At 58.2% G+C, this 23,206-nt stretch carries 20 protein-coding genes and 2 pseudogenes; 15 read left to right on the top strand and 7 right to left on the bottom strand.

Annotated features, from left to right (window positions below; genetic code table 11):
- Positions 1-418 precede the first annotated feature (418 nt).
- The gene (locus tag X265_RS40230) at positions 419-1,741 is read left to right on the top strand and encodes an MFS transporter (RefSeq protein WP_164934143.1); all 1,323 of its coding nucleotides are present in this window, start codon (positions 419-421) and stop codon (positions 1,739-1,741) included.
- Between the two features lie 228 nt (positions 1,742-1,969).
- Here X265_RS40230 and X265_RS40225 read toward each other — a convergent pair whose 3' ends face one another.
- The 7 genes from X265_RS40225 to X265_RS40195 all read right to left on the bottom strand — a co-directional run bounded on the left by X265_RS40225 (position 1,970) and on the right by X265_RS40195 (position 9,075).
- Complete coding sequence (locus X265_RS40225; protein WP_128929754.1) at positions 1,970-3,121, bottom strand: glycoside hydrolase family 88 protein; 1,152 nt, start codon at positions 3,119-3,121, stop codon at positions 1,970-1,972.
- 454 nt (positions 3,122-3,575) lie between these two features.
- Complete coding sequence (locus X265_RS40220; protein ID WP_128929753.1) at positions 3,576-4,808, bottom strand: NAD(P)/FAD-dependent oxidoreductase; 1,233 nt, start codon at positions 4,806-4,808, stop codon at positions 3,576-3,578.
- Entirely contained in the window at positions 4,805-5,680 is an 876-nt protein-coding gene (locus X265_RS40215; protein ID WP_128955097.1) for a sugar phosphate isomerase/epimerase family protein, read from the bottom strand. The genes X265_RS40220 and X265_RS40215 overlap by 4 nt, the downstream gene beginning before the upstream one ends.
- Before the next feature lie 17 nt (positions 5,681-5,697).
- Positions 5,698-6,018, bottom strand: coding sequence for a Rieske 2Fe-2S domain-containing protein (locus tag X265_RS40210; RefSeq protein ID WP_128929751.1), 321 nt, complete (start codon positions 6,016-6,018; stop codon positions 5,698-5,700).
- A 129-nt stretch (positions 6,019-6,147) separates the two neighbouring features.
- Complete coding sequence (locus X265_RS40205) at positions 6,148-7,143, bottom strand: sterol desaturase family protein (protein ID WP_128929750.1); 996 nt, start codon at positions 7,141-7,143, stop codon at positions 6,148-6,150.
- A gap of 98 nt (positions 7,144-7,241) precedes the next feature.
- The gene (locus X265_RS40200; RefSeq protein ID WP_232995600.1) at positions 7,242-8,108 is read right to left on the bottom strand and encodes a 3-methyl-2-oxobutanoate hydroxymethyltransferase; all 867 of its coding nucleotides are present in this window, start codon (positions 8,106-8,108) and stop codon (positions 7,242-7,244) included.
- A 25-nt stretch (positions 8,109-8,133) separates the two neighbouring features.
- Positions 8,134-9,075 (bottom strand): ribokinase, encoded by a 942-nt coding sequence (locus X265_RS40195; RefSeq protein ID WP_128929749.1) that lies wholly within the window; start codon positions 9,073-9,075, stop codon positions 8,134-8,136.
- Between the two features lie 215 nt (positions 9,076-9,290).
- Between X265_RS40195 and X265_RS40190 the strand changes: the two genes are divergently transcribed.
- The 14 genes and pseudogenes from X265_RS40190 (at position 9,291) to ltrA (X265_RS40125) (ending at position 23,198) form a co-directional block, all read left to right on the top strand.
- Positions 9,291-10,199 carry an AraC family transcriptional regulator gene (locus tag X265_RS40190; protein ID WP_232995599.1) on the top strand — a complete coding sequence of 303 codons (909 nt, stop codon included), beginning with the start codon at positions 9,291-9,293 and terminating at the stop codon, positions 10,197-10,199.
- Between the two features lie 428 nt (positions 10,200-10,627).
- Complete coding sequence (locus X265_RS40185; protein ID WP_128929748.1) at positions 10,628-11,005, top strand: nuclear transport factor 2 family protein; 378 nt, start codon at positions 10,628-10,630, stop codon at positions 11,003-11,005.
- 442 nt (positions 11,006-11,447) lie between these two features.
- Positions 11,448-12,962, top strand: a complete 1,515-nt coding sequence (locus tag X265_RS40180; protein ID WP_128929747.1) for an amidase — start codon at positions 11,448-11,450, stop codon at positions 12,960-12,962.
- 33 nt (positions 12,963-12,995) lie between these two features.
- Positions 12,996-13,853, top strand: coding sequence for a branched-chain amino acid ABC transporter permease (locus tag X265_RS40175; protein ID WP_128929746.1), 858 nt, complete (start codon positions 12,996-12,998; stop codon positions 13,851-13,853).
- A gap of 4 nt (positions 13,854-13,857) precedes the next feature.
- Entirely contained in the window at positions 13,858-15,078 is a 1,221-nt protein-coding gene (locus tag X265_RS40170; RefSeq protein ID WP_128929745.1) for a substrate-binding protein, read from the top strand.
- 78 nt (positions 15,079-15,156) lie between these two features.
- The gene (locus X265_RS40165) at positions 15,157-16,194 is read left to right on the top strand and encodes a branched-chain amino acid ABC transporter permease (protein ID WP_128929744.1); all 1,038 of its coding nucleotides are present in this window, start codon (positions 15,157-15,159) and stop codon (positions 16,192-16,194) included.
- Positions 16,181-16,915 (top strand): ABC transporter ATP-binding protein, encoded by a 735-nt coding sequence (locus tag X265_RS40160; protein WP_128929743.1) that lies wholly within the window; start codon positions 16,181-16,183, stop codon positions 16,913-16,915. The genes X265_RS40165 and X265_RS40160 overlap by 14 nt, the downstream gene beginning before the upstream one ends.
- Positions 16,908-17,609 (top strand): branched-chain amino acid ABC transporter ATP-binding protein, encoded by a 702-nt coding sequence (locus X265_RS40155; protein ID WP_128929742.1) that lies wholly within the window; start codon positions 16,908-16,910, stop codon positions 17,607-17,609. Before X265_RS40160 ends, X265_RS40155 begins: the two co-directional genes overlap by 8 nt.
- Before the next feature lie 296 nt (positions 17,610-17,905).
- Complete coding sequence (gene tnpA, locus X265_RS40150) at positions 17,906-18,307, top strand: IS66-like element accessory protein TnpA (protein WP_128929741.1); 402 nt, start codon at positions 17,906-17,908, stop codon at positions 18,305-18,307.
- Positions 18,304-18,477, top strand: a pseudogene (gene tnpB, locus X265_RS40145) (IS66 family insertion sequence element accessory protein TnpB); the annotation flags it as partial. The gene tnpA and the pseudogene tnpB (X265_RS40145), both read left to right, overlap by 4 nt.
- 606 nt (positions 18,478-19,083) lie before the next feature.
- Positions 19,084-20,310: a group II intron reverse transcriptase/maturase gene (gene ltrA / locus X265_RS40140; RefSeq protein WP_128929739.1), complete on the top strand. Its 1,227-nt coding sequence runs from the start codon at positions 19,084-19,086 to the stop codon at positions 20,308-20,310.
- 33 nt (positions 20,311-20,343) lie between these two features.
- Positions 20,344-20,538, top strand: a complete 195-nt coding sequence (gene tnpB, locus X265_RS40135; protein WP_128929738.1) for an IS66 family insertion sequence element accessory protein TnpB — start codon at positions 20,344-20,346, stop codon at positions 20,536-20,538.
- A gap of 45 nt (positions 20,539-20,583) precedes the next feature.
- Positions 20,584-21,393, top strand: a pseudogene (locus X265_RS40130) (IS66 family transposase); the annotation flags it as partial.
- A gap of 551 nt (positions 21,394-21,944) precedes the next feature.
- On the top strand, positions 21,945-23,198 hold the full coding sequence (gene ltrA / locus X265_RS40125; RefSeq protein ID WP_128955096.1) for a group II intron reverse transcriptase/maturase: 1,254 nt from the start codon (positions 21,945-21,947) through the stop codon (positions 23,196-23,198).
- Positions 23,199-23,206 lie beyond the last annotated feature (8 nt).

Here is a 23,206-nt window from a genome sequence, read left to right as displayed (position 1 = left end):
CGATCTCATCATTCACCTTTTCCAGGTCAGTTCGGCTTACGTAAGCAGATACTCGATCAGCTCGCATCGTTTGCGCGGAAAAGTAGGAAACGTTCGCCTCGCCAAGCCGAGCGGACGTCTCAGCGCGGAGGAGTTTGTCCGCCTGCCTTGAATCGAAAAACTTAAGCGTCCCGCAGAAGGGCGCATTGCTACAGGAGGGACCATGGAGTTGGGACATAAGCCCGCCCGCGGGCTGTTACACAGACGATTGGAATGAAGGAAGCCCGATCAGCTGCCTTCGATCGCGCCAGCGTCCATTTACGGGCGTGCCGCCAGAAATCTCAGCGCCTTGAGCAGGCCAACAAGCGACAGGCCGGCGCGCATTCGCGCTTGCCGCGCAAGGCTTAAGCAGTCTTACCCAATGAGCGGAAGCAGACCCATGCAAACAATGGCCCAACCTTCTATCGATTTCATTCAGCCCGAGAAGCAAGTTGCAACGAGATCAATGACTATTGGTCTGGGCGGAGGCGTCGCGCTGGAGTGGTATGACTGGCAAGTCTACGGCTTCATGGCGGCTTTTCTATCTCCCCACTTCTTCCCTTCAAATGACCCGGTCGTTTCGCTGCTGGGAGCATTTGCCGTATTTGGAGCCGGATTCATTGCGCGGCCTCTGGGAGCGGCTTTGCTTGGTCCTATCGCAGATCGCATCAGCCATAAACGCGTCATGATGATCGCTGTTACGGTCATGGCGCTATCTTCGTTCCTGATTGCGATCTTGCCGGCTCATAAGGACATCGGGACCCTTGCCACTGCAGCGCTGGTCATTCTTCGACTGATGCAAGGGCTTGCCACTGGCGCAGAGGCGGGCGTCGCCAATGCAATCGCCATCGAGTTGGCACCACCAGGTGAGGAGGGGCGGTATCTCGGCTTGATCAACGGTACATTCATCATGTTGGGTTCGATCGGAGCAAGCCTCGTCGCTTTTCTGGTGAGCGCGGCCGTCGCCCCCGAGGTCATGCGCGAGTGGGCTTGGCGAGTGCCGTTTGCGGTCGGAGGCCTGCTTGGCGTCCTCATCTTCTTCCTGCGCCAAGCAATCCCGGAAACATTGATCGCCCGCGCTATGCATCATGACGAGATGTCGCGCGTTCAGAAAACCACCGGCGGCGTTTGGAAGGCGCTCTGGAATGTGCGACTGTCGCTTCTGGCCGTGATTTTGGTGATCGGCTCGGTGCAGCTCGCCAACTACACGTACAACGTGGGCCTGCCCAACATCGCCAATGGTGTTTTCAAGGAAAACAGCACGTGGGTGTACGGCATCCTGACCCTCATGGGATTTTGCTGGATGGTCTTTTCACCTGCCATCGGTGCGTTTGCAGACAAGATAAAGCCCTCGCGCGCGTTCATCTTGATGCGCCTTCTGCTCATCCCAGCATTCTTCCTGACGCTGCTCTATTCACACCAAAGCCTTCTGACCTACGCCATGGTGATGCTGGTTGGCGGGGCCATGGTGGGCTGCAATATGGCTCTCTACAACTTCATAGCCACAACCTTGATGCCGCGCACAGTGAGAACGACAGGCGTCGCCCTTGGTTACGCAATCGGTGTGACAATTTTCGGCGGTACCACGCCCTACCTGCTGGTATGGTTGCAACGCGAGGACATGGCATGGATGTTCCCAATCTACGGGTCGCTCGTCGCTTTGCTCAGCGTGGTCGTATATCAGATCGCTAAAAAGCGCGGCTGCATCTATGTAGGCGAGTGATAACAGTCTTGTTAGGGCACTCCAGAGAGGTCCGGCCGATCGGCGGCTCCCCTCTGGAAAGGCAATGGTCTCAGTGGAACAGCGGCTGAACAAGAAACCCTTGATCTCTCCAGCCGTCAAATGCGCCCCTAGGTCCGTTCCAAGCCGCTTTAAGGATTTCGGCCGGGGTAACGCGAGAGTGACACAGAGAGCGCTCGCCGCTGGCCTTCGCCAGCAGCGAGTGCCATTTTAGATTTCTTCAGGCCGCAACCTGCCGGTTAGCAAATGAAGCGCCTCGAACAAGTAGTAGCTACCAAAGATCAATTCGGCATTACTGACGTAGTCCTCGGCTCTCGAATCCCCGCGCTTGTTGAAGCATCCTTCCACCAGCATGCCGGCTGGACGGCTATCGTTCTTATGAACCGGAGTGAGATATCGTTCGACCAGCGCCAAAGCGGTGCGTTCTCCGGCGCTACGGTATTGCCGCCGCTTACTGTCAGTCGGCGCAATCGAGCTCAATTTTAGAAGAGCCGATGCCATAAAAGCGGTCGCCGCAGTGTCCCGCTCGACGTTGGGCGCTTTAGGAGCGTCAAAATCCCAGTACGACACGCAATCATCTGGCACATGGGCGAGCCACCAGTCGGCCCCGTTCATGGCGGCTTGACGCCATCGCTCCTCTCCGCCGCCGGAAAAGTAGCTGATCGTCGAGCACACCACGCCCCACGCCTGTGCTCTTGCCCAAACGCTGTTCTCGCTGAAGCCCTTGTGTGTGTAGCGTCGGAGAACCTTGCCGGTCTCGGGATCGAGGGAGGAGGACTGGATGAAGGATCCGTCCTCACGCTGATGGACGGTCAGAACTTTATCCGTATGATTGGCAGCCACTTCGCGCATCGCGCGGTCGTCTAGAGTTCGAGCGGCCCAAAACAGCAGCAATGAGACGACCAAACTGTCGACGCTGCTTGCAGTGGCTCCCACGTCAGCGCCCTCCTCGGCATTCGCGCCAAGGGGCACAAGACCAAGGTGATGGTTGTAGCGTTGCTTCAGATCTCGTGCCGCCGCAAGGCCGAGCGTCCGCGCGCGGTGACTTCCGGTGAGCAGCGAACCCAGTCCGGCCCCGTAATAGAAGGTCGCAGCCTTGAACGCGGTATCGGCCGAGACGCGCGGTTCAAGACGCTCGCAACCTCGTTCTGCAAGATCTCTGAAGCGCTCGCCGCCGTTACTCCGCGAGGCAAGCCAAAGCATCCCCAGCCAATAGCCGCCGGTCCAGTCTCCGTTTGAAGTTGTCGTCCAGGTGCCGCTCTCCGGATCTGCCCAATGTGGATAGGCGTCGCCAACTTGTTGAGCTGTATTCTCGATCCGCCGCATCATACGTGCGATCGCTTCTTCCCAGTCTATGCTCATCAAAGCTCCTCGTGAAAATGCAGGATGGTTCCACCTGAAAGCGGGTTCTCACCATTGCTTCACTTGAGAGCTTCTCATGATTATTGCATTATATCAATCTGAAATTGGGATAGTGTATTTGCTCAACGAGGTAGGTCTTGCTACATTCAATCGGGCTCCCAGCGTGATGCCGCCAGGTCCCGAAAAGCAGCGCATGATGTTCAGCGCGGTATCAAAGTAGTCTGCGTTTGCTTGCAGGGATATTGGCGCACAGTGGAGCGCTGGCGCGCCGGCCCGAAGTTGATCTATCGATCGAGCCTTCTCAACGGTCGTCCTGGCTCGACAAACGCCGCATCCAGCCTCTGACGAGGGATTGCCGCTACGCCCAATGGGCGAGCATTCGGTAGCCCGCGTGGCGCATGTCCTTTTGCCAGGTGACTTGCTTGCCGGGTGACCTGCGCCGCGGCAGTAGTCACTAAAGAAGCTGCTTCAAGTTCAGCGCCGGATTAGCGAGCGCCTCTGCCTCGACCTTCAGTTCCCGCCTAATGATCGTCTCTGCAACTCGGATTTCCTTCGCAACGGCGCCGAGGCTTCCAAACCCACAAGCAGCCACGAGGCGCCCGCCGTCGACAAGGGAGAATAGAAGTTGGCCCCTCGGGCCTAGGCTTCTGACGACCGGGATTTCTCCGCCGCAGCAGAGGCCGACCATTTGCAAAGTCTCATCGTATTGGTCCGACCAGAACCAGGGGAGATCGTCATACGGACGATCCTCGCCCACCATATTCGCCGCCGCAATCACCCCTTGCCGCTGCGCGTTGCGCCAAGCTTCCAGCCTGATCCGCTTTCCGTAAAGGCGATGTGGAAAGGAACAGCAGTCCCCCGCTGCGAATACGCGCGGATCCGATGTGGCCAGCATTTCGTCAAGCGCGATGCCGTTGTCGACAGCGAGCCCCGCCGCTTGCGCCAGTTCGACGTTGGGGGTTGCACCGACCCCCACGATCACGAGATCGGCAAGATGTCTTTGGCCCCCGGCCAGTACCACGCAGGAGCGTCCTTCACAAAGCTCGATACGTTCAACGACTGCCGTTGTCTCGATCCGTACCCCAGAACGCTCGTGCTTGGCCCTGATCAGTTCAGCTATGCCAACTGGCACTGCCCGGGAAAGTATGCGCGATCCTGCTTCGAAGACGATGACCGAAGCGCCTCGCAAGATCGAGCTCGCAGCAACCTCGAGCCCGATAAAGCCGCCGCCGATCACAGCCATCTCGCAGCCTTGGCCGATTAACTCGCGAAGGCGTGTGGCATCCTCATACGACCTAAGCGTTGCGACCCTTGATCCCTCAGCAATTGGCACGTTCAGGTCACGCGGACGAGCGCCAGTGGCCAAGAGGAGGCGATGATAGCCTATCTTGGCCCCATTCGAGAGAATCACCATGCTGGCCGTGCGATCAATCGAGACCACCTCACAGCCGTGGCGATAATCGATCTTCAATTCGGAAAGCCGCTCTGACGTCACAATCGTCTTCGGCCCAGGCCTCGTCTCATCGACCAGAACTGCTTTGGAGAGAGGAGGGCGCTCATACGGGAGACTGCTTTCGTTGCCGATCAACACCACGCTCTCTTCCCAGCCGCGCTCGCGCAGCGCCAGGGCGGCTGCCGTGCCAGCTTCGCCGGCGCCAACAATGGCAATCGTCGAATGAGTACTCAAATGGCCACCCCTCTTGCAGGCAGAGCCTGCTCCTCACTGGCCACGCTATCGAAGAGGTCACGGACTAGGGACCTAAGAAGAAGAGCTTCCTCCCAACGATCCGTCGTGTCCTTGCCTTGCCGATCGGTGATCGCATAGGGCTGCGGGCCAAGTTCGCAGGTAAAACTAAGGCAGGCACCCGTGCCTGCGCGCTTTCGCCAGCTTCGGAACCCGTATTTCCACCACCCCAGGAACAGATCCAGCCATATCCTGTGCTGAGGAAACGTGATCTCAACCTGAATTTGCTCGCGAGATGCAACCCGTCCATGAAACGCCCAAGCGCGATCGAGCACCTGCCGCACCAGCGCTTCATCCTCGTCCGAGATGGGATACCAGAACTCCCGACCCAGCAGGATGTGCGACAAATCGGCAAGGATCCGCATCCCGGGCACCTCGTCCATCAGATCGAGAGTAAAGAGGAGATCCGTGGTCATCCTGTTGCGATGCGTTTCGAAGTAGATCGGCATGCCTGCCTCTTCCGCCACCCTGATCCAGCCATCCAGCAGCGGGATACAATCGCTGACCCTGCGCGGACGGATGTCTGGCTGGACGTTGAGATGCAGAACGTTGATCTGCTTGGCGAGGTCGATGGCAGACTTCAAGTGATCGATCGTCTGCGGGAAGCACATGCCCTCGACTGCAAGCCCGGAACCGTTCAAAGCGCGTGCGATCAGGTTGACGCGTCCTGGATCATTGCAGGACGTAGAGATCCCGTCGAACCCCGCTTGCTGTATCATCGCCAGGTTTTCATCGAGAGAACGTTCGAAACCGTCAGGCTGCCGCCGCTCCATGGCCCAGAGGGACTGCAAGACAAGTAAACGCTGTGAGGTCATCCGCAGCTCTCACCCGCTCAGACCTTGACCATAACAATGCCATTCTCGATTTTTACCTCGTAACTCTGCAAGTCGACGCATGCGGGCAGCGCACGCGACTCGCCCGTTCGATAGTCGAAGGTGCCGAAGTGTTTCGGGCATTCGATAATTCCGCCATCGACAATGCCATCCGCAAGATGGACCTTCTCGTGTGAGCAGTGGCCGTCCATCGCGAAGTAATCGCCCTCGGGCGAGCGAACAATCACAAACGTGCGGCCGCCGTGATCGAGGCGGCGAACCTCTTCAGGCCTCAAAGCGTCCGCAGCGCAGGCCGCCACCCATTCAGCTTGTTTAGTCATATCTAGTCCTCAATCTTCAACTGGCGGCGATCAATCGGCTGTGGCTCAGTCGCGCAGCGTGCGCCAGTACCGTTGCGGCGCAAGGGCTGCCTCAACGTGACAGGCCTTCGGAGCCTCCCCGCTTCGGCGCTAACCGCCGCGCACCCACTTCTTGGCCTTTATGCGCTTATACATTCTCTCGTCGGCCTCTGGAGAGCCGTCGTGAGCCGTGCCGAACCACTCGTCGAGCGGGATGCGGCGTTCACCGTAGTTCACCTCGAAATACTTGTGGTGCAGGTAATGGTAGAAGTTGTCGGTGCTGATCGCCTTCGCATCATCCACGACCACGCGGTCGAAACCGGTATGTGACTTTGCGGGGGACAGTCCCGCGTGCATCAGCTGAAACATTGCGTGCAGCGGATGGGACGGAAGAACGAAATGAATCAATACCCCTGAGAAGTAAGCGATGTGTTCCAGTGTCGACGCCGAGAGGCCGGACCACGGCCCCGGATTGACGTTCTTGTGGTGGACCTTGTGGATGAGATGGTACAGCGGCCCAATATGGATGAGGCGGTGAATGAGGTAAAAGTGCAGTTCGCGCCACGCCGGCATCACCAGCACGAGTGCAGCACAATATAGCGGATGCGCTGCGAAATCGACGTAAGGCAAGCGGTCGTTCGCGTACATCCACCAGGTGAGCGCCTCATATGCACTCCATACAGGCACGGCGCTGCACATGGTCCAGAATATGTTCTCGGCCGTCTGACTTCCGAACATGAAGGTCGGGTTGTGCGCATCCGGCCACTTTGCATTGTATTTAAACGCCGTCTGCTGACGCCGCTCGATATAAAGAATGAAATGGAAGGTGCCGTAGAGGAGGAGAGTCAAAGCGGTGTTACGAAGCAGAATGAGCAGTATCCAGTCGGCGTGGAGTTCTCGCATCGTATCGAGCGATGGAGTGAGATAAGTCCACGATACAAGAGAGATCAGGAAATAGACCGTATTCCAGGGCAGGAGATAGCCCGGTAACCAGCGCAGTATTTTCAGCGGTTGCACCGGCCAGACAAAAATCGGCGCACGTTCGGGCTTCTTCTTTGGTACCCAATTGCCCCGCTTATCGCGCGTGCCGTACAATGCTTCGTCCATATTGCACTCCATTGCCGCTTCAAGGCAGACAGCTCGTGTGTTAGATCCTTCGCCGGCTGATTGAGATCAGCTCTCGTCGCCGTCGCAAGAGCTTTAGATCAATCGCCAAAGCCCGAGTCTTTTAGTCTCGACACGAAGGCCGCATATTCATCGTCGGCGATGTCCGATATTTCCTGCGGGCCTGGAAAGCCATTTGCGGTGACGTCAGCACGGAATGCGCTGAGAGCTTTCACGCGCTCCTGTTTGATGCGCTCCTGCAGGGCCTGAAGATCTCCATAGACCCGAGCGTGCCGGGGCCGCCGGCCTTCGCCACCGCATATGTCCTCGGTGAATAGAAAGATCACGTCAGCATCCGGTCCGGAGCCGAGCGAGACGGTCACCAGTCCGATCCGCCGGCGAATTTCCGACATGACCCGGGCTGGGATGACCTCGCATTCCACCGCAAAAGCGCCGGCTTCTTCTAGACGTCGGAAGCGCTGGAAGAGTGCCAAGGCTTCCTCCGCATATTTGCCGAAGGCGCGAAGCCTTCCGAGCCAGGTCGATTTTCTGGGAACGAGGCCCAAGTGACCGACAACCGGAATATCCTCGGCCGCGAGCATTGAGACGGTCGCCATGCCGCGTGCGGTGATCACCGCATCGGCCCCGTCGCTTAGCGCCTTCAAGGCGGTACGAAGGATGTCGTCCTGTGTTACAGCATCGGCAAAGCCCAACGCGGCGGTGACGAAGAGGTGCTTTGAGCCCCTCCGTACGGCTTCCACGTTGCGGGCGCGGGTCACCAGCATTTCAATGCCGGCCTGCTCCGCGGCCGCTGCCTCCTCGGCGGTCTCGGCAGTGACCTGAGTGTAGCGCTTGCCCGACTTTCGGGAAGCGCGCAGGTCGGCCACCGTCACCGTGCGCTCGGCCTCGCGCGCCGCCCAATCGTAAATCCGCGGCATATCGTTCCAGTTCTCACTGTTCGCGCCCAAGGCGCATTGATTTCTTGTTGCTCTCTCATTCTGCAGCCGAGGCGCGCATTGTGCGATACATCTCGTCTGCTGCGGCGCGCCTCGCCATGCCGGGAATGACCCCTAGCTTTGTGCAGACCAGGGCACCGCAGCACACCCCGAAGCGCGCGGCCTCGATCACATCCCGCCCTTCCGCCAGAGCCACGGCGAAGCCGGAATTGAACGCGTCGCCAGCACCCGTCGTGTCCACTACGTCGACCACTGCAGCCGGAATGGTGGTATCGACCTTGTCGGTGACGATCAGTACACCACGGTCGCCAAGCGTCACGATCACGTTGGCGGCCCCGCGCTTGCGCAACAGATCGACCAGCTCGCGCGAGGGCCGCGGATCATCCGGGCGCAGACCGAGCAGGATGCGAAGTTCGCTTTCATTCGGCGTCAGGAAATCGACCAACGGGAAGATTTCATCCGGCAGCGGTGCGGCCGGCGCCGGATTGAGAATGGTTTTCTTACCGTATTTGCGACCGAGCTCCATCGCCCGCATAGCCACCTCGACCGGCGGCTCCAGGACCGCCATGACGAGGTCGCTCTCGCGAATGCGGCTCTCGGCGCGATCGACAAAAGCCGGATCCATGGCGTTTGTGGCGCCATAATCCATGATAATGAAGTTCTCGCCTCGCTCATTGAGGATGATGAAGCCAACCGCCGTCGGCTTCTCGGTGATCTGCTTGACATGCGCCGTATCGACGCCCTCGGCCTTGTACAGATCAATGCCAATATCTGCGAATTGGTCTTTGCCGATGATCGCAACCAGCGACGAGTCCGCCCCGAGCCGCGCAGTGGCAACAGCCTGATTCGAACCTTTTCCGCCCGGGCCCATATCGAAACTGCTGCCTAACATCGTGACCCCGAAGACCGGGATGTTCGGAGCGCGAATGGTCAGTCCTACGGCGAAGCTGCCGACGACGGTAATTCTCGGTTTACTCATCAATTCCTCCCCTGAAAGTGCCTGAGATCAAGGCGTGGCGTGGAATGCCTCCACCACGTCGCCACAAGGGCCCTGCGCGCGGTGGCGCAGTTTCGTGGGCCGTGAGCATCGGCACCGGTCCTCCCTGAGCTCCCTCAGCGATCTCTATGGATACAAAACGTGCATCCGGGAGCCTGATCACGAGCTCATTTGTTAGTCATTGACATCGAGCCTAGATGCAGAAAGCCCCAGCGGGAATGGACAAAGCACGCTTCAATTTATATAAAACGCGCATGGCCGGCTTGCCGCAGCGCACACTTTTTCCTGAGAGCCATCAGTACGTCCTCCCTGATGCTGCCTGGACCCGATGCGCCTTTACGGTACTTAGGGCGGGCAAGGCCATCACCGCACGTGATCATCACATCGCTCGAGACAATTATCCGGGCCAGGACATTCTATACTGCTCCGCTGGGCGCGGCTTTGTAGTCAGCGAAGGCAGGACATCGACTGTTGAGCGCGGTCAGTTGATCTGGATTGCCAACGAAACGTCGCATGCGCACTGGCCGGATGAAAATGATCCCTGGACTGTTCTGTGGGTGCGGATCGACGGGCCCGACTGTGCGGCCATTCGGCGAAAGGTGTTCGGCACCGGAGCAACGCTAGCAACGATATCAGTGCCGAACGAGATCGAACGGTGGTTCGCAAGACTATTTGATGTCTTGCGCGCCAGGGATGATAACGTCGATTTGGCACTTAACTGCCTCGTGGCGGAACTGCTTCACCTCATCGCAGCACCTTCCTCGAAGCACGGTGAATCCCGTCTCCCGGCCCCATTGCGAGCCATCATTTTAAAGATGCGGCAGTCCCCGGAGCGATCCTGGCACGCCGATGAACTCGCCTCGGTCACTGGCCTCAGCGCCGCACAGACGCGGCGGCTATTTCAAGGGCATCTGCAGATCAGCCCAAGGCGCTTGTTGATTCGAGAGCGGATCATGATGGCGCAAAAGCTGCTCTTGGAAAGTGACGCTGGGCTCGGCGCAATCGCCGAACGCTGCGGTTTTTGTGACGTCTATCACTTCAGCCGTGAATTTAAGCGCAGCACTGGCACCAGTCCCAGCACCTGGCGGCGAGCTGAGGGAAGATAAGCCGGTGTATCAGGGCTGCGTCGTATACGCGGCGATCAAGGGCTCGAAGCAGCGACTTCACGTCGCTGCCCCTGATCCTCTGCGAACACTTCTGAACTCGGTCCGTACTTGTTGAGTTCGCGCCAATTCTTTTGCGGCCCCATCACCAATTTGGTGTGGACCCGGACGGGGTGGCGAAGGTACTGCTGGCTCGCAATGAGAACATAATGACCGACAAGCTGCATAGAGGAGGCGAGCTTGCAAAAAACGTTGCGCTCCGCTGACAAGCAGCGACCTCAACAAGATCGTGGATGAGCGCGCAGTCGGAAGCATGAACGAACGGATCAAAAATGCAGTGCATATGCAAGAGGTTTCCTTATATCAGATGGTAAGGCCAACCCACTCTTATCGCTTCCGGTCGCCATTTCTCCGCTGAAGAGGCGTTCATCGTGAACAACGACAAAGTTGTGCTGGATGTGCGTGCCTTCTTGGAAGCTTGGGCGCGAGCGTTCAACTCTGGCAAGCCGGAGTATCTTGTTGCGTTATACGCAGATGATGCCTTGCTTCACGGTACGTCTAGTTCCACGCTCTACATCGGTGTCGCAGAAATACGCACCTACTTCCATGGCACCGCAAGGGTAAAATTTGACGTATGTCATTGCGTCAGCTTGGCGGCTGACATTGTTATGGCCGTCGGAAATTATGTCTTTTCTGAAACGCGGCATGATCTGCAAGTGGCGACACCCGCCCGATTTACGTTTGTGCTGCGCCGTCATGATGCCTCCTGGAAGATTTTACACCATCATTCATCTACCACCCCCCTTTAGGTGGATTAAGGTGGTGGCGAATGCGCGTACGATCGTGAGCTTGGCGCGCGGCAGTTCGCGCCAGTTAGGGGAAGCGCGTGATCGCCGAAATTGGCTGGTTGTTACTTTGAAATGCTTAGGCCTCTGATGTAATCCGCTGCATTGTCAGATCCGTGCCATATTTCAACTCTAAGGTGACGAGACCGGTTCACTTGTCGCCTTACCAGCCCGTCAAAAAGACCTAAGGGCTCAAAGACAAGCCGGCGAGGCAGGACAGATCGGCGAAACGCCTGCACTGGCAGACGCATTCAGCGTCGTTTTACCCAATATTACCCAACTTGCGTTGCGCACCTTCTGGGGCCGAGCGCCCTGCTGCGCTTTACCTACGGCTAATCTGATAAGCGGCCACGACAGAAGAACGCCGCGTGTCCCAATGACGGGATCAACCTTTCAGGAGAGCCGCGTGTCAGTTTCCCTTCCGACTCCCACCCAGCTTCTCGAAGTTGCCAAGCAGTGTGGTCTTTCGTTGACCGACGAAGATGTCGCCTCGTTCCGCGGTTTGATGCGGGGCTCGCTGGACGCATACAATCTCGTTGCCGCGATGCCCGACGAGTTGCCCGTGGTCAAATATCCGCGGACGCCCGGCTATCGGCCATCGCCAGACGAAAACACTCGCAATGCTTGGTACCGCAAAACCAACATCAAAGGCGCCGGCAGCGGAAAACTGAAAGGCAAGACCGTTGCCTTGAAGGACAACATTATGTTGGCCGGAGTGCCTATGATGAATGGCTCGGCCACCCTCGAAGGCTACGTACCCGATTTTGACGCCACCATCGTTACACGCATGCTTGATGCTGGCGCCGAAATTGTGGGCAAGGTTCACTGCGAAGCCTTCTGTCTCTCTGGCGGCAGCCACACCAACGCGACTGGCCCGGTCCACAATCCACACAAGATGGGCTATTCGGCCGGCGGTTCTTCCTCCGGAAGCGGGGTTGTGGTCGCACTACGCGAGGTCGACATTGCGATCGGCGGCGATCAGGGCGGTTCGATCCGAATGCCATCCTCATTCTGCGGCACGTACGGTATGAAGCCGACTTGGGGTCTCGTTCCCTATACAGGAATAATGCCGATTGAGATCTTTATCGACCACACCGGGCCGATTACGGCAACGGTGGCCGACAACGCCCTGCTACTCGAGGTGATCGCCGGCGACGACGGCTACGATTCGCGCATCAAGGCTCCGAAGGTGGATGAATACACCAAGGCCTTGGGTGCGGGCATCAAAGGGATGAAGATTGGTATCCTCAAGGAGGGCTTCGAGCAGCCGTCCGCAGAAGCTGCCGTGAACGAAAGCGTGCGTGAGGCCGCAAAGCGCTTCAAAGATCTCGGCGCGACCGTAGAGATCGTCTCGATTCCGATGCACCTTCTAGGCGCGGCGATCTGGACCCCCATCGGAACTGAGGGGGCTGTCCAGACCATGATGTTCGGTGACGGCTATGGTCTCAGCCGAGGCGATCTTTATCCAACCTCCCTGATGGATTTCCATCGCGGGTGGCGGCAGAAGGCGGACTCATTGTCCGAGACTAACAAGCTGTTTATGTTGTGGGGGACCTATATCAACAACACCTTCGGGTCCAGGTTTTACGGCAAGGCGCTCAACATCTCCCGCCGCCTCGCTACGGCATATGACAAAGCTCTCGAGAGCTATGATCTCCTCCTCATGCCGACGACGCCGATGAAGGCAACCCCGCTGCCGCCATCCAATGCCAGTCGCGAGGACTACTTCACGCGCGCGATTGAGATGTTCACCAACACCGCGCCATTCGACATTACGCATCATCCAGCTATGTCGCTGCCCTGCGGAATGGTCGACGGCCTGCCAGTGGGCCTAATGCTGGTCGGTCGCCACTTCGAGGAATCCACCATCTACCGCGCCGCCCATGCCTTCGAACAGATAGGCGACTGGAAGAAGATGTGAGGCCGAGACGATAGTGCGACTGGATCGCGGCATATGACTAGTGCATTCATGGCGGCATTCGAGATCCTGAGCTTCGGTGCGATTATCGTGTTGATCGTGCTTGGGCTAGGAATCATCGCGAGCATGATGGGCATCTTCAACTTTGCCCAGGGTGAGTTCGTCCTGCTCGGCGCTTATATTACTTATCTCGCCTATAGTCATGGTCTCCCGGTTTGGCTCGGTATGGCGGCGGCACCGATCTTAGTCGGATTGCTGGGTTTCGTACTCGAAGCGCTCATCATCCGCCGCTTCTATGCCGCACCGATCGTTGCAATGCTCGGCACCTATGCGCTCGGTCTTATCATCCGGGAGTCTGTGCGGGGCCTAATTGGCGGGTTTTATCTGACGGTTCCGGAGCCTATCGGTGGATCCATAGATATCGCCACGATACACATCTCAGCTTGGCGCTTTACGATTCTCGTGATCACGGCTTTGGTGATGGGGGGCTGCTTTCTGCTCCTGTCCCGCACAAGCTTCGGCTTGCGCGTTCGGGCGACCCTGGAAAATCCGGCGCTAGCGCGCGCCTCCGGGGTTTCGACGAATTTCATCTATGGCACCACCTTTGCCTTCGGCGCAGCTTTGGCCGGGCTCGCCGGGGCGCTTATCGTGCCGGTGTTCGATCTGTTTGCAGATCTCGGAATTCGCTTTCTGATCCAGGGATTTGTCGCCGTCATGCTTGGCGGTGTCGGCTCCTTTATGGGCCCAGTGGCAGGAGCCGGTATCATCGGCGCTCTCAGCGCGGCGCTGCCCTGGGTTATCCCTCCGGTCCTCGCCGATGTGCTCGTCTTCTTGCTTGCCATTGTTTTCATCAAGTGTCGGCCGCAAGGCCTCATCGCGCAAGGGGGAGTGTAGTCATATGGCTGTTGATCGACTCAATTTCACACGCCGTCGTTTCCTTTCGAACTTTGCCTTCACGGCCGGTGCAATCGCCACAGGAGCGAGTAGCTGGGTGATCCGTCCCGACTGGGCCAATGCGGCCGAAGGTCCCATCAAGGTCGGCATCGCGATCGATCTGACCGGCCCGATCGGCTTTGCCGGAAAGGCGGATGCCAACGTCGCCAAAATGGTCATCAAGGAGATCAACAATTCAGGTGGTCTTTTGGGCCGGCCGATCGAGCTGTACATCGAAGACACCGCCTCCAATGAATCGGTCGCTGTAGGCAACGTGCGCAAGCTGATCCAGCGGGACAAGGTGGACATGGTCCTAGGCGGCCTCGCGAGCTCAATGCGCAATGCGATCAAGGATGTGATCGTTTCTCGGGGCAAGACGCTCTATATCTATCCGCAATTTTATGAAGGGGGGGAATGCACGCCATACCTGTTCTGCAGCGGCGCCACACCGGCGCAGCAATGCGACACATTTATCCCGTGGCTGATCAAGAACGGCGGCAAGAGATTTGCCCTTCCAGGTTCCAACTACATTTGGCCGCGTAACCTGAATGCATATGCTCGCAAGTTAATCGAAGCCAATGGCGGCGAGGTCGTGTTCGAGGAGTATTATCCTTTAGACCAAGTGGATTTCTCCGCCACTGTCCACGCGATCATGTCCAACAAGGCCGACACCGTCTTTAACACCGTTATTCCACCCGGCGTCGGTCCTTTGTTCAAACAGCTCTATGAAGCGGGCTATCTGAAGAACGGCGGACGGCTTGCTGCCGTCAACGAGGACGAGAATTATCTCAGCCTCCATCCGGTCAATGAGATGGAAGGGCTTGCGAGTTGTCTCGATTATTACAAAGCCGTCGCCAAAGATGACCCGGTCTCCGCCAGAATTCAGGCTGCCTATGATAAGGACTATCCAGGCGATTCTCTATTTGCCGCGAGCAGTGCCGCTCCCAGTACATATCGCGGGCTGAAACTTTGGGAAGCTGCCGTCAAAGAGGCCGGAAAGGTCGATCGCGAGTCGGTTGCTGCGACGCTCGATCACGCAAAGATCGCGGAGGGTCCGGGCGGCCCCGCCGAGATGGTGCCGGGCAAGCGGCACTGTAAGATGAACATGTACACGGCCGTGTGCAAGAGCGGGGTTTTTCAAGTCGTGCAACGCAGCAATGGGCTTGTCGATCCCGGGCAATGTTGACGAATCACTGTGAAAGCGACAAGCGCGGTAGAGAGGCCATCGGTGCCCACGCTAGAAGTGAATTGTGCGACGGCTGACATGGCTGAAATCGCCTTTGCAGGACAGGTCAGTCGTGCACGACGTGTCCTGCTCATCATCGAAGGACTAGTGCTGATTGGAGCACTAGTCCTTCCGGTGATGCTTCACGACTATCTTACGGTGTTTGCCACTCGCGTTGTGATCCTGGCGCTCTTCGCTCTCTCGTTCGATCTGGTCTGGGGCTATGCCGGAATCATGAGCTTTGGGCAGGCCCTCTTCTTCGGCTCCGCAGGCTACGGCGTTGCGCTGCTTGCGCGCGACCTCGATATCACCTCAATCCTTTTGGTACTGCCGGCGGGCACGCTGATTGGCCTCGTATTCGCGCTGCTACTTGGTGGGTTCCTCCTACTCGGACGGCATCCGGCCAGCATGATCTTCGTTTCGCTCGGTACGCTCACCGGTGCCTATGCGGCGGATCGCCTCGCGCGTGGCTGGTACTATCTCGGCGGCCAGAACGGCATTCCCTCGATTCCGCCGATGACGCTCGGCTCCTACGAATTATCGGAAGGGTCGAACTTTTACTATCTGGCACTAGGGCTTCTTGTCATCGTCTACGTTGCATGCCGTTTCCTGGTGCGCTCGCAGTTCGGTCTTGCACTCGCAGGCCTCCGCGAGAACGAGCAACGCATTGCCTTTTTCGGCTACCGGACACAGCATCTAAAAGCCATAGTGTTCGCGATCGGTGGCGCCATCGCAGGCCTGAGCGGCAGCCTCTATGCCTTCCACGAGGGTTTTGTGTGGCCCAATATGATTGGCGTTGTCGTCTCCACGCAAGTCGTGCTCTACGTTCTGTTCGGCGGTTCCGGCACGCTGATCGGTGCGGTGATCGGTACGGCGATTGTCGAAGGTCTCTCCTTCTGGCTGTCGGACAATTACCGCGATATCTGGCCGATCATCCTGGGCGTGCTCCTGCTCCTGGTAATCCTTTTTCGGCCGCTTGGGCTTATCAGCCTGGTGTTGACGGAGCGCGAGCGGGTAGGCAGTTTCGCCGCCAAAGCGCAAGACAAGAAGAGGGCGCAGCATCATGCCGCTTCTTGAAGCTGCAGGCATTCGAAAGATCTTCGGCAAGCTCACGGCAGTCGACGGTGCGGCGCTCACCGTCCGCGAGAACGAGTTCCACGGGTTGATCGGGCCGAACGGCTCGGGGAAAAGCACGCTGATGAAGTGCATCGCGGGGGCGGAGGTACCGACGCAAGGCAAAGTCCGATTCATCAACACTGATATTACCACATTCACCCCCACCGAGCGCGCGCGCGCTGGCATGAGCCTGAAGTTCCAAATCACATCGGTTCTGCCATCCCTCACCCTCTACGACAACATCCTCCTTGCCCTGCAGGGGCACTGCTCTCTTTTTGATCTTGTGTTCTCGCGCAGCCGCAGACAGCTGCACGACCAGGTCATGATGATGCTCACCCAGTTTCGTCTTGCCGATCGTGCGTTCGATGCAGCAGCAGCGCTATCCCATGGCCAGCAGCAATGGCTGGAGATTGCGATGGCGCTCGCGGGAAAACCCCGGCTCCTGCTGCTGGACGAGCCTACCGGAGGCATGAGCCTGGAGGAGCGTCGCGTCACTGGCGAACTGTTGCGACCAATAAAGGAGCACTGCTCCCTCGTTATCGTCGAGCACGATCTCGATTTCATCCGCGACATTTGCGACCGCCTCACCGTCCTCGACCAGGGCCGTGTGCTGGCGACAGGAAGCGTCGCTGAGATCCAGGCTGACAAAAGTGTCCAGGAGATCTATTTGCGCCGTGCTTGAACAACGCTTTCTCGACATAAGACATCTCGACGCCGGTTATGGTCGCAGCCAGGTGCTGTTTGACCTGAGCCTCGACATTCCGTGGCGTGGTGGTACCGCCGTGCTTGGGCGCAACGGTGCAGGCAAGACCACGCTTATGAAAGCTATCGTTGGCGAGCTACCAAGCTGGAGAGGCGAGGTAGTCTTCGATGGCCACGATTTCAATCGGCTCCAGACCGAGCAACGCGTGCGCGCCGGCATCGGCTATGTGCCGCAAGAGCACTCAGTGTTCTCACGCCTTTCAGTGCGGGATAATCTTGCAATGGGCTCCCTCTTCAACACCGACGCTTCGGCGATCGATCGGGTCCTGGCGATCTTTCCCAAGCTCGGCCACCGCCTGGACCAGGCGGCTGGTACGCTTTCTGGTGGCGAGCGTAAGATGTTAGCGATCGGGCGCGCCCTCCTGGGGAACCCAAAGCTGCTGCTGCTGGATGAGCCGACCGAGGGCGTCTGGATCGGCGTCATCGAAGAGATTACCGAACGTCTCATTGAACTCGCCAAGGAAATCGCGGTCATCATCGTCGAACAGCACCTCGATCTCGCGTTGCGCGTGGCGAGCAAGGCCTATGTCCTTGATCGCGGCCGTATCGCACTACAAGGCGCTGCAGCCGATATCCGCACGAATCCGGAACTTCTGCGCTACCTCGCGCCTTAAGTGGCGCGTTCCAGATTGCTTTGACGGCCGACGCTAATCGTAGACCGGTTCGGCTGACTTCTCCCTAGATTTGAGCGGCTGTTTGGAAAACTCCAGCAGCGGAGTTTGCTGACTTGACCTCAGCAACTTGACGCGCCCGCTACGGGCTCACAGGCGCGCTGGGCCCCATTCTGCGTTCGAAGCGAGCCGACATTCTCGTCCACTTGAAAGTACGCCTCCGACGAGGACCGTCTTGCGTGACGGGTGGTAATTCGCGAAGCGTGTGACCTTAAGTCTAGCTTTAAGGTCATCAGGCGATGCGGGTCGAAGTTTTGGGCGGGCTTGAGCGGCGGCGGCGTTGGTCGCAGGACGACAAGGCACGGATTGTCGAGGAGACGCTAGTACCGGGCGCGAAGGTAACTGAAGTCGCGCGGCGCAACGGAGTAGCGGCCAGCCTGGTGTTTACCTGGCGTCGACAAGCACGGACATCGGAACAAGTTGCACCATCTTTTACGCCGGTGCAGATCGCCGCCGTAGCGGCCTCGGCTGAAGAAACTGCGAAGCTTTTGCCTACGGTTGATGGCCGAGTTCGCTCGGCGGCAGCCGCACGTACTGGATTGATAGAGATCGATCTCGGCAACCGACGGTGCATCCGGGTGGATGCGCACGTCGATCCGGAGGCGCTGGCGCGGGTCCTCGATGTGCTTGGACGCCGATGATTGCTGTACCAGGGAATGTGCGAGTGTGGCTGGCGACAGGCTACACGGATATGCGCAGAGGCTTCCTGTCGCTGGCCCTCCAAGTTCAGGAGGTGCTGCGCAAAGAACCGCTCAGCGGTCATTTGTTCGTCTTCCGCGGTCGCCGCAGCGATCTTGTGAAGGTGATCTGGCACGGTGTGCTGCAGAGCATGAAGGAGGTGAATAACCGAATTTGATGCGTACAGCTTTATGAGAGATGGAGGACGGCCCTCCTGCATCGGCGTTCCAGGCGCAGGTGCAAAACCACGACACTGTGGCTTCGTTTAAAAGGCGCGGTCATCAGCAAGTGTTGCAAAAGTCCCGGGTTTACGGGGCAGGTAAGTATCCAGAAGGCGAGCGAAAGCAAATCTTCCGATGACGCGTCGAAAATTACTAAGGCGTCGCCAAAATCAGGGGCGCGTGCCATCCCTGAGATCAATCCGTGAGACGCCTGGATTACTGCGCGGATGGCGACCGGCGTTTAGGGGACGCGATCTGGATACAGGCTCTTGTAGAGAACTGCAGGAACCAGTCGTTGTGATGCCAAGGGAGAAGTTCAAGCGGCACACACCGCGAGACGAGAGTACCGAAGCACAACACTGGGGCGGATCGGCTCGTAGTAGTGATGAAGGTGCTGTAATGGAACTGGAGCGAAGGGGCCGAAACAAGTGGGTTGCGCCCATATGCAACTGTGATGAGCAGGAGGACATGTGAGTGTAACCGGACGTAAGCAGTACGATATCGACAAGCAGACAGTGATGAAGGCCTACAAACTGGTCAAAGCCAATGCGGGCGCGGCCGGCGTGGATAAGGTATCGCTCGAAGCTTTTGAGAAGGACTTCAAGGGCAACCTTTACAAGGTCTGGAATCGAATGTCTTCTGGCAGCTACTTTCCACCTGCCGTTCGGGCTGTCCCCATTCCCAAGAAGAACGGCGGACAACGCATTCTAGGCGTGCCGACAGTAGCAGATCGCGTGGCGCAGACGGTCGTCAAGCTTCAGATTGAACAAGTACTCGAGAAAATCTTCCTTCCCGATTCCTACGGCTACCGGCCCGGAAAAGCCGCGCTGGACGCCGTCGGCATCACCCGGCAACGGTGCTGGAAGATGGACTGGGTGCTGGAGTTCGACATCAAAGGCCTGTTCGACAATATCAGCCACCAGTTGCTTATGAAAGCCGTCAGGAAGCATGTGCAAGACGAATGGGCTCTGCTCTACATCGAACGCTGGCTAACAGCGCCGATGCAAGGCAAAGACGGAGCGATCACCGCTCGCGACCGGGGTACACCCCAAGGCGGCGTGATCAGTCCCGTCCTTGCCAATTTGTTCTTGCATTATGCGTTCGATATATGGATGGCGCGAAACTTCCCGCAGTCACCGTGGTGTCGATACGCGGACGACGGGCTCGTACATTGCCGAACCAAGGCTGAAGCGGAAGCCATCAAGGCGGCGCTGCAGGCGAGGTTCAGGGAATGCGAACTCGAAATGCATCCCGACAAGACCAAGATCGTCTACTGCAAAGATAGCAATCGCCCGGGTAGCCATGCCAGTCAGTCATTTGACTTTCTGGGATTTACCTTTCGACCGCGCAGGGCAAGAAACCATCAGAAGAAAGAAAACTTCTGTACGTTCTCGCCAGCGGTCAGCAGGGCGGCAATGAAGTCTATGCGGATGACGATCCGGCAGCTCCGGCTCAGGCTTCGCTCGCAGACGGAAATCGACGCAATCGCCTTGGAACTGAACCCCGTCCTTCGTGGATGGATGCAGTACTACGGCAGATATGGGCGGTCAGAAATGCATAACCTGTATCGATACGTCGACGAATCTCTAAACCGCTGGGCGCGACGCAAATACAAAGGGCTGAAGAATGGAAAAGTCAGGGCCTCCACCAGGCTCAGGCTGATCCGCTGCCGTAGGCCGAAGCTGTTCGCTCATTGGACGATGTTAGGTTCTGCTTCGTTACTTGTTGAGAGCCGTATGACGTGAGAGCGTCACGTACGGTTCGGAGAGCGGCTCCGGGTGCAACTCCCGGGGCCGACTCACCATGGCCAGGGAGCATGCCTGTTCACTAAGAGACTTGAGAGAGGAAGGTTCGTCTGGCCATCGGTTGCGGGCGAAGCGGTGACGATCTCATCGGCTCAGATGAGCTACCTGTTGTCCGGAATCGATTGGCGCAACCCTCAAGAAACTCATCGTCCGACGCGTGTCGGATAGCCGTTTTTGGTTTGAATCTGCGGCTTGATCTGATTCAATGGCTTCATGACATCGAAGCCGGACGATCTTCCGTCGGATCTCGCGAGCGCCTACCTTGCGCTGCTGGCCGAGCGCGAGGCGTTGCAGGCTGAACGCGATGTGGCAGTCGCGGATGCCGCCAACGCGCGGGCGGAGCTGTCGGACAGCGAGGTGCTGATCGCTCATCTTGAGCTACGGATCGAGAAGCTCAAACGCGAACTGCACGGGCTGCGCTCCGAGCGCACGGCGCGGCTACTCGAGCAGTTGGAATTGGAGCTCGAAGAACTCGCCACCACGGCGACCGAGAATGAGCTGGCTGCGCAGGCTGCCGCCGCAAAAACCCAGAGCGTAAGCGCCTTCACGCGTAAGCGGCCGGTGCGCAAGCCGTGGCCGGACGACATCGAACGTGAGCGCGTCGTTATCGAGGCTCCAACGACCTGCGCCTGCTGCGGTGGATCGCGCCTTGCGAAGCTAGGCGAGGATGTGACCAAGACGCTGGAGGAGATTCCGCGTCGCTTTAAGGTCATCGAGACGGTACGCGAGAAGTTCACCTGCCGTGATTGCGAGAAGATAAGCCAGCCGCCGGCACCGTTCCATGCCACGCCGCGCGGCTTCATCGGTCCGCAATTGCTGGCGACAATGCTGTTCGACAAGTTCGGCATGCATATCCCGCTCAATCGCCAGAGCGTGCGCTTCAAGGCTGAGCGGATCGACCTGCCGCTGTCGACGCTGGCCGACCAGGTCGGCCACGGAACCTTCGCCGTCATGCCGTTGTTCCAGCTGATTGAGCGCCATGTCCTCGCCGCCGAGCGGCTGCACGGCGATGACAGTGTTCTGCAGAAGCACACAGAAAGGATGATCAAAATGATCTGAAAATCTGTGCGCGCAAGCTGTGGCAGCGATGAGGGTAGGCCCCTCGGGATCGACTTTCAGGAGTAGGTCTCAAATCACTTCAAGCGGCTTCGCTTAAGAGGCGCGGTCGTGAGCGTTGAAGCTAACGGTCGGGGGAGACCCGAACGGATACGCGTCCGAGAGACGAATGAAAATGAACCCGCCGATGAACCGTCGTAACGTGGAAATCGTCGTCAAAACCAGAGGTGTGTCGTCCCTCTGGGATGAGCCCGCCGGGAGCCTGATGACCGGGCGGGCGGCGACCGGCGTTGAGGGGGCGTGAATCGGATGCAGGCGCTGCCGCGGAACTGCAGGAACCAGTCGCTCCGATGGAAAGGGAGAAGCACAAGCGGAGAAGACCGCGAGGCGAGATTACCGACGCGGAGCACTGGGACGGACCGATCCGTATTAGCGACGAAGGCTCGTAATGGGGCCGGAGCGAAGGGATCGGATCAGGTGGGCTGGCCATCGTCGCAACTGGCAACAGGAGGACGTCGATGAACCAGCCGAGCAAGCCGTTCAACATCGACAAGAGAGAGGTGTACGAAGCATATCTGCAGGTGCGATCCAATGGTGGCGCAGCCGGTGTCGACGGAGTGACGATTGAGCAGTTCGAGTCCGACTTGAAGGGAAATCTCTACAAGATTTGGAATCGAATGAGTTCAGGCGCTTACTTCCCGCCGCCTGTTCGGGCTGTCTCCATTCCAAAGAAGAGTGGAGGCCAGAGGATCCTCGGGGTGCCCACCGTGGCGGACCGCGTGGCACAGACAGTTGTTAAACAACTGATTGAGCCGGCTCTTGACGCAATCTTTCTGGCGGATTCCTATGGCTACAGACCCGGAAAATCGGCTCTCGATGCCGTAGGCGTCACGCGACAGCGGTGCTGGAAGTATGATTGGTTTCTAGAGTTCGACATCAAAGGATTGTTCGACAATATCGACCACGAGTTGTTGCTACGGGCCGTCCGGAAACATGTGACGTGCGCATGGGCGCTGCTCTACATCGAACGATGGCTGACAGCGCCGATGGTGCAAGAGGATGGAACGATAATCGAGCGAAGCCGCGGCACCCCACAAGGGGGCGTGGTGAGCCCGATCCTCGCCAACCTCTTCATGCACTATGCATTTGATCTCTGGATGGCGCGGACGTTCCCCGATCTCAGGTGGTGTCGGTATGCGGATGACGGGTTGGTACATTATCGGAATGAGATGGAGGCGCAAAGCGTTCGCGAAGCGCTCCAGGCTCGGCTGGCGGAGTGCCATCTGGAATTGCATCCTACGAAGACGAGGATCGTCTACTGCAAGGATGATCGACGCCGAGGTAAAAGCGAGACGGTCATGTTTGACTTTCTCGGTTATTGCTTCCGGCCACGATCGGTCCTGGGGCCGCATTCGCAGAAGATGTTCTGTGGGTTCACCCCGGCGGTCAGCAAACCAGCGCTGAACGCCATGCGGGCGAAGGTCCGAGGCTTGAAACTTCGCAGGCGAGCCGAGGTGACGCTGGACGATATTGCTCGCGAGCTAAACCCGATGGTTAGGGGGTGGATCGCTTATTATGGGCAATACACCCGCTCAGCGCTTTATCCGCTGGCGCGCTACATCAACCAGACGTTAGGTATTTGGTTGAAGCGAAAGTACAAGCGCTTCCATCACCGTTTAGGACGCGCGCGTCTCTTCCTGGAGAAGATCGCGCGTGAGAACCGCAGGCTCTTTGTGCATTGGCAACTCGGCGATGGCGGCAAGATTGCCTGATGGGAGCC

The sequence above is a fragment of the Bradyrhizobium guangdongense genome (assembly GCF_004114975.1).
In the GTDB taxonomy this organism is placed as follows: Bacteria; Pseudomonadota; Alphaproteobacteria; order Rhizobiales; family Xanthobacteraceae; genus Bradyrhizobium; species Bradyrhizobium guangdongense.
Note: the sequence above shows the minus strand (reverse complement) of the source record. Positions and strands in the feature narration are given on the sequence as shown.

Coding starts and splice junctions, on each gene's coding strand:
- tnpA (WP_128929741.1), top strand. CDS start 17,906: ATGCGGGTCGAAGTTTTGGGCGGGCTTGAGCGGCGGCGGCGTTGGTCG.
- X265_RS40210 (WP_128929751.1), bottom strand. CDS start 6,018: ATGACTAAACAAGCTGAATGGGTGGCGGCCTGCGCTGCGGACGCTTTG.
- X265_RS40230 (WP_164934143.1), top strand. CDS start 419: ATGCAAACAATGGCCCAACCTTCTATCGATTTCATTCAGCCCGAGAAG.
- X265_RS40195 (WP_128929749.1), bottom strand. CDS start 9,075: ATGAGTAAACCGAGAATTACCGTCGTCGGCAGCTTCGCCGTAGGACTG.
- X265_RS40170 (WP_128929745.1), top strand. CDS start 13,858: ATGGCTGTTGATCGACTCAATTTCACACGCCGTCGTTTCCTTTCGAAC.
- X265_RS40175 (WP_128929746.1), top strand. CDS start 12,996: ATGACTAGTGCATTCATGGCGGCATTCGAGATCCTGAGCTTCGGTGCG.
- X265_RS40205 (WP_128929750.1), bottom strand. CDS start 7,143: ATGGACGAAGCATTGTACGGCACGCGCGATAAGCGGGGCAATTGGGTA.
- X265_RS40160 (WP_128929743.1), top strand. CDS start 16,181: ATGCCGCTTCTTGAAGCTGCAGGCATTCGAAAGATCTTCGGCAAGCTC.
- X265_RS40165 (WP_128929744.1), top strand. CDS start 15,157: ATGGCTGAAATCGCCTTTGCAGGACAGGTCAGTCGTGCACGACGTGTC.
- X265_RS40225 (WP_128929754.1), bottom strand. CDS start 3,121: ATGAGCATAGACTGGGAAGAAGCGATCGCACGTATGATGCGGCGGATC.
- ltrA (WP_128929739.1), top strand. CDS start 19,084: ATGAAGGCCTACAAACTGGTCAAAGCCAATGCGGGCGCGGCCGGCGTG.
- X265_RS40190 (WP_232995599.1), top strand. CDS start 9,291: ATGCAGAAAGCCCCAGCGGGAATGGACAAAGCACGCTTCAATTTATAT.
- X265_RS40215 (WP_128955097.1), bottom strand. CDS start 5,680: ATGACCTCACAGCGTTTACTTGTCTTGCAGTCCCTCTGGGCCATGGAG.
- ltrA (WP_128955096.1), top strand. CDS start 21,945: ATGAACCAGCCGAGCAAGCCGTTCAACATCGACAAGAGAGAGGTGTAC.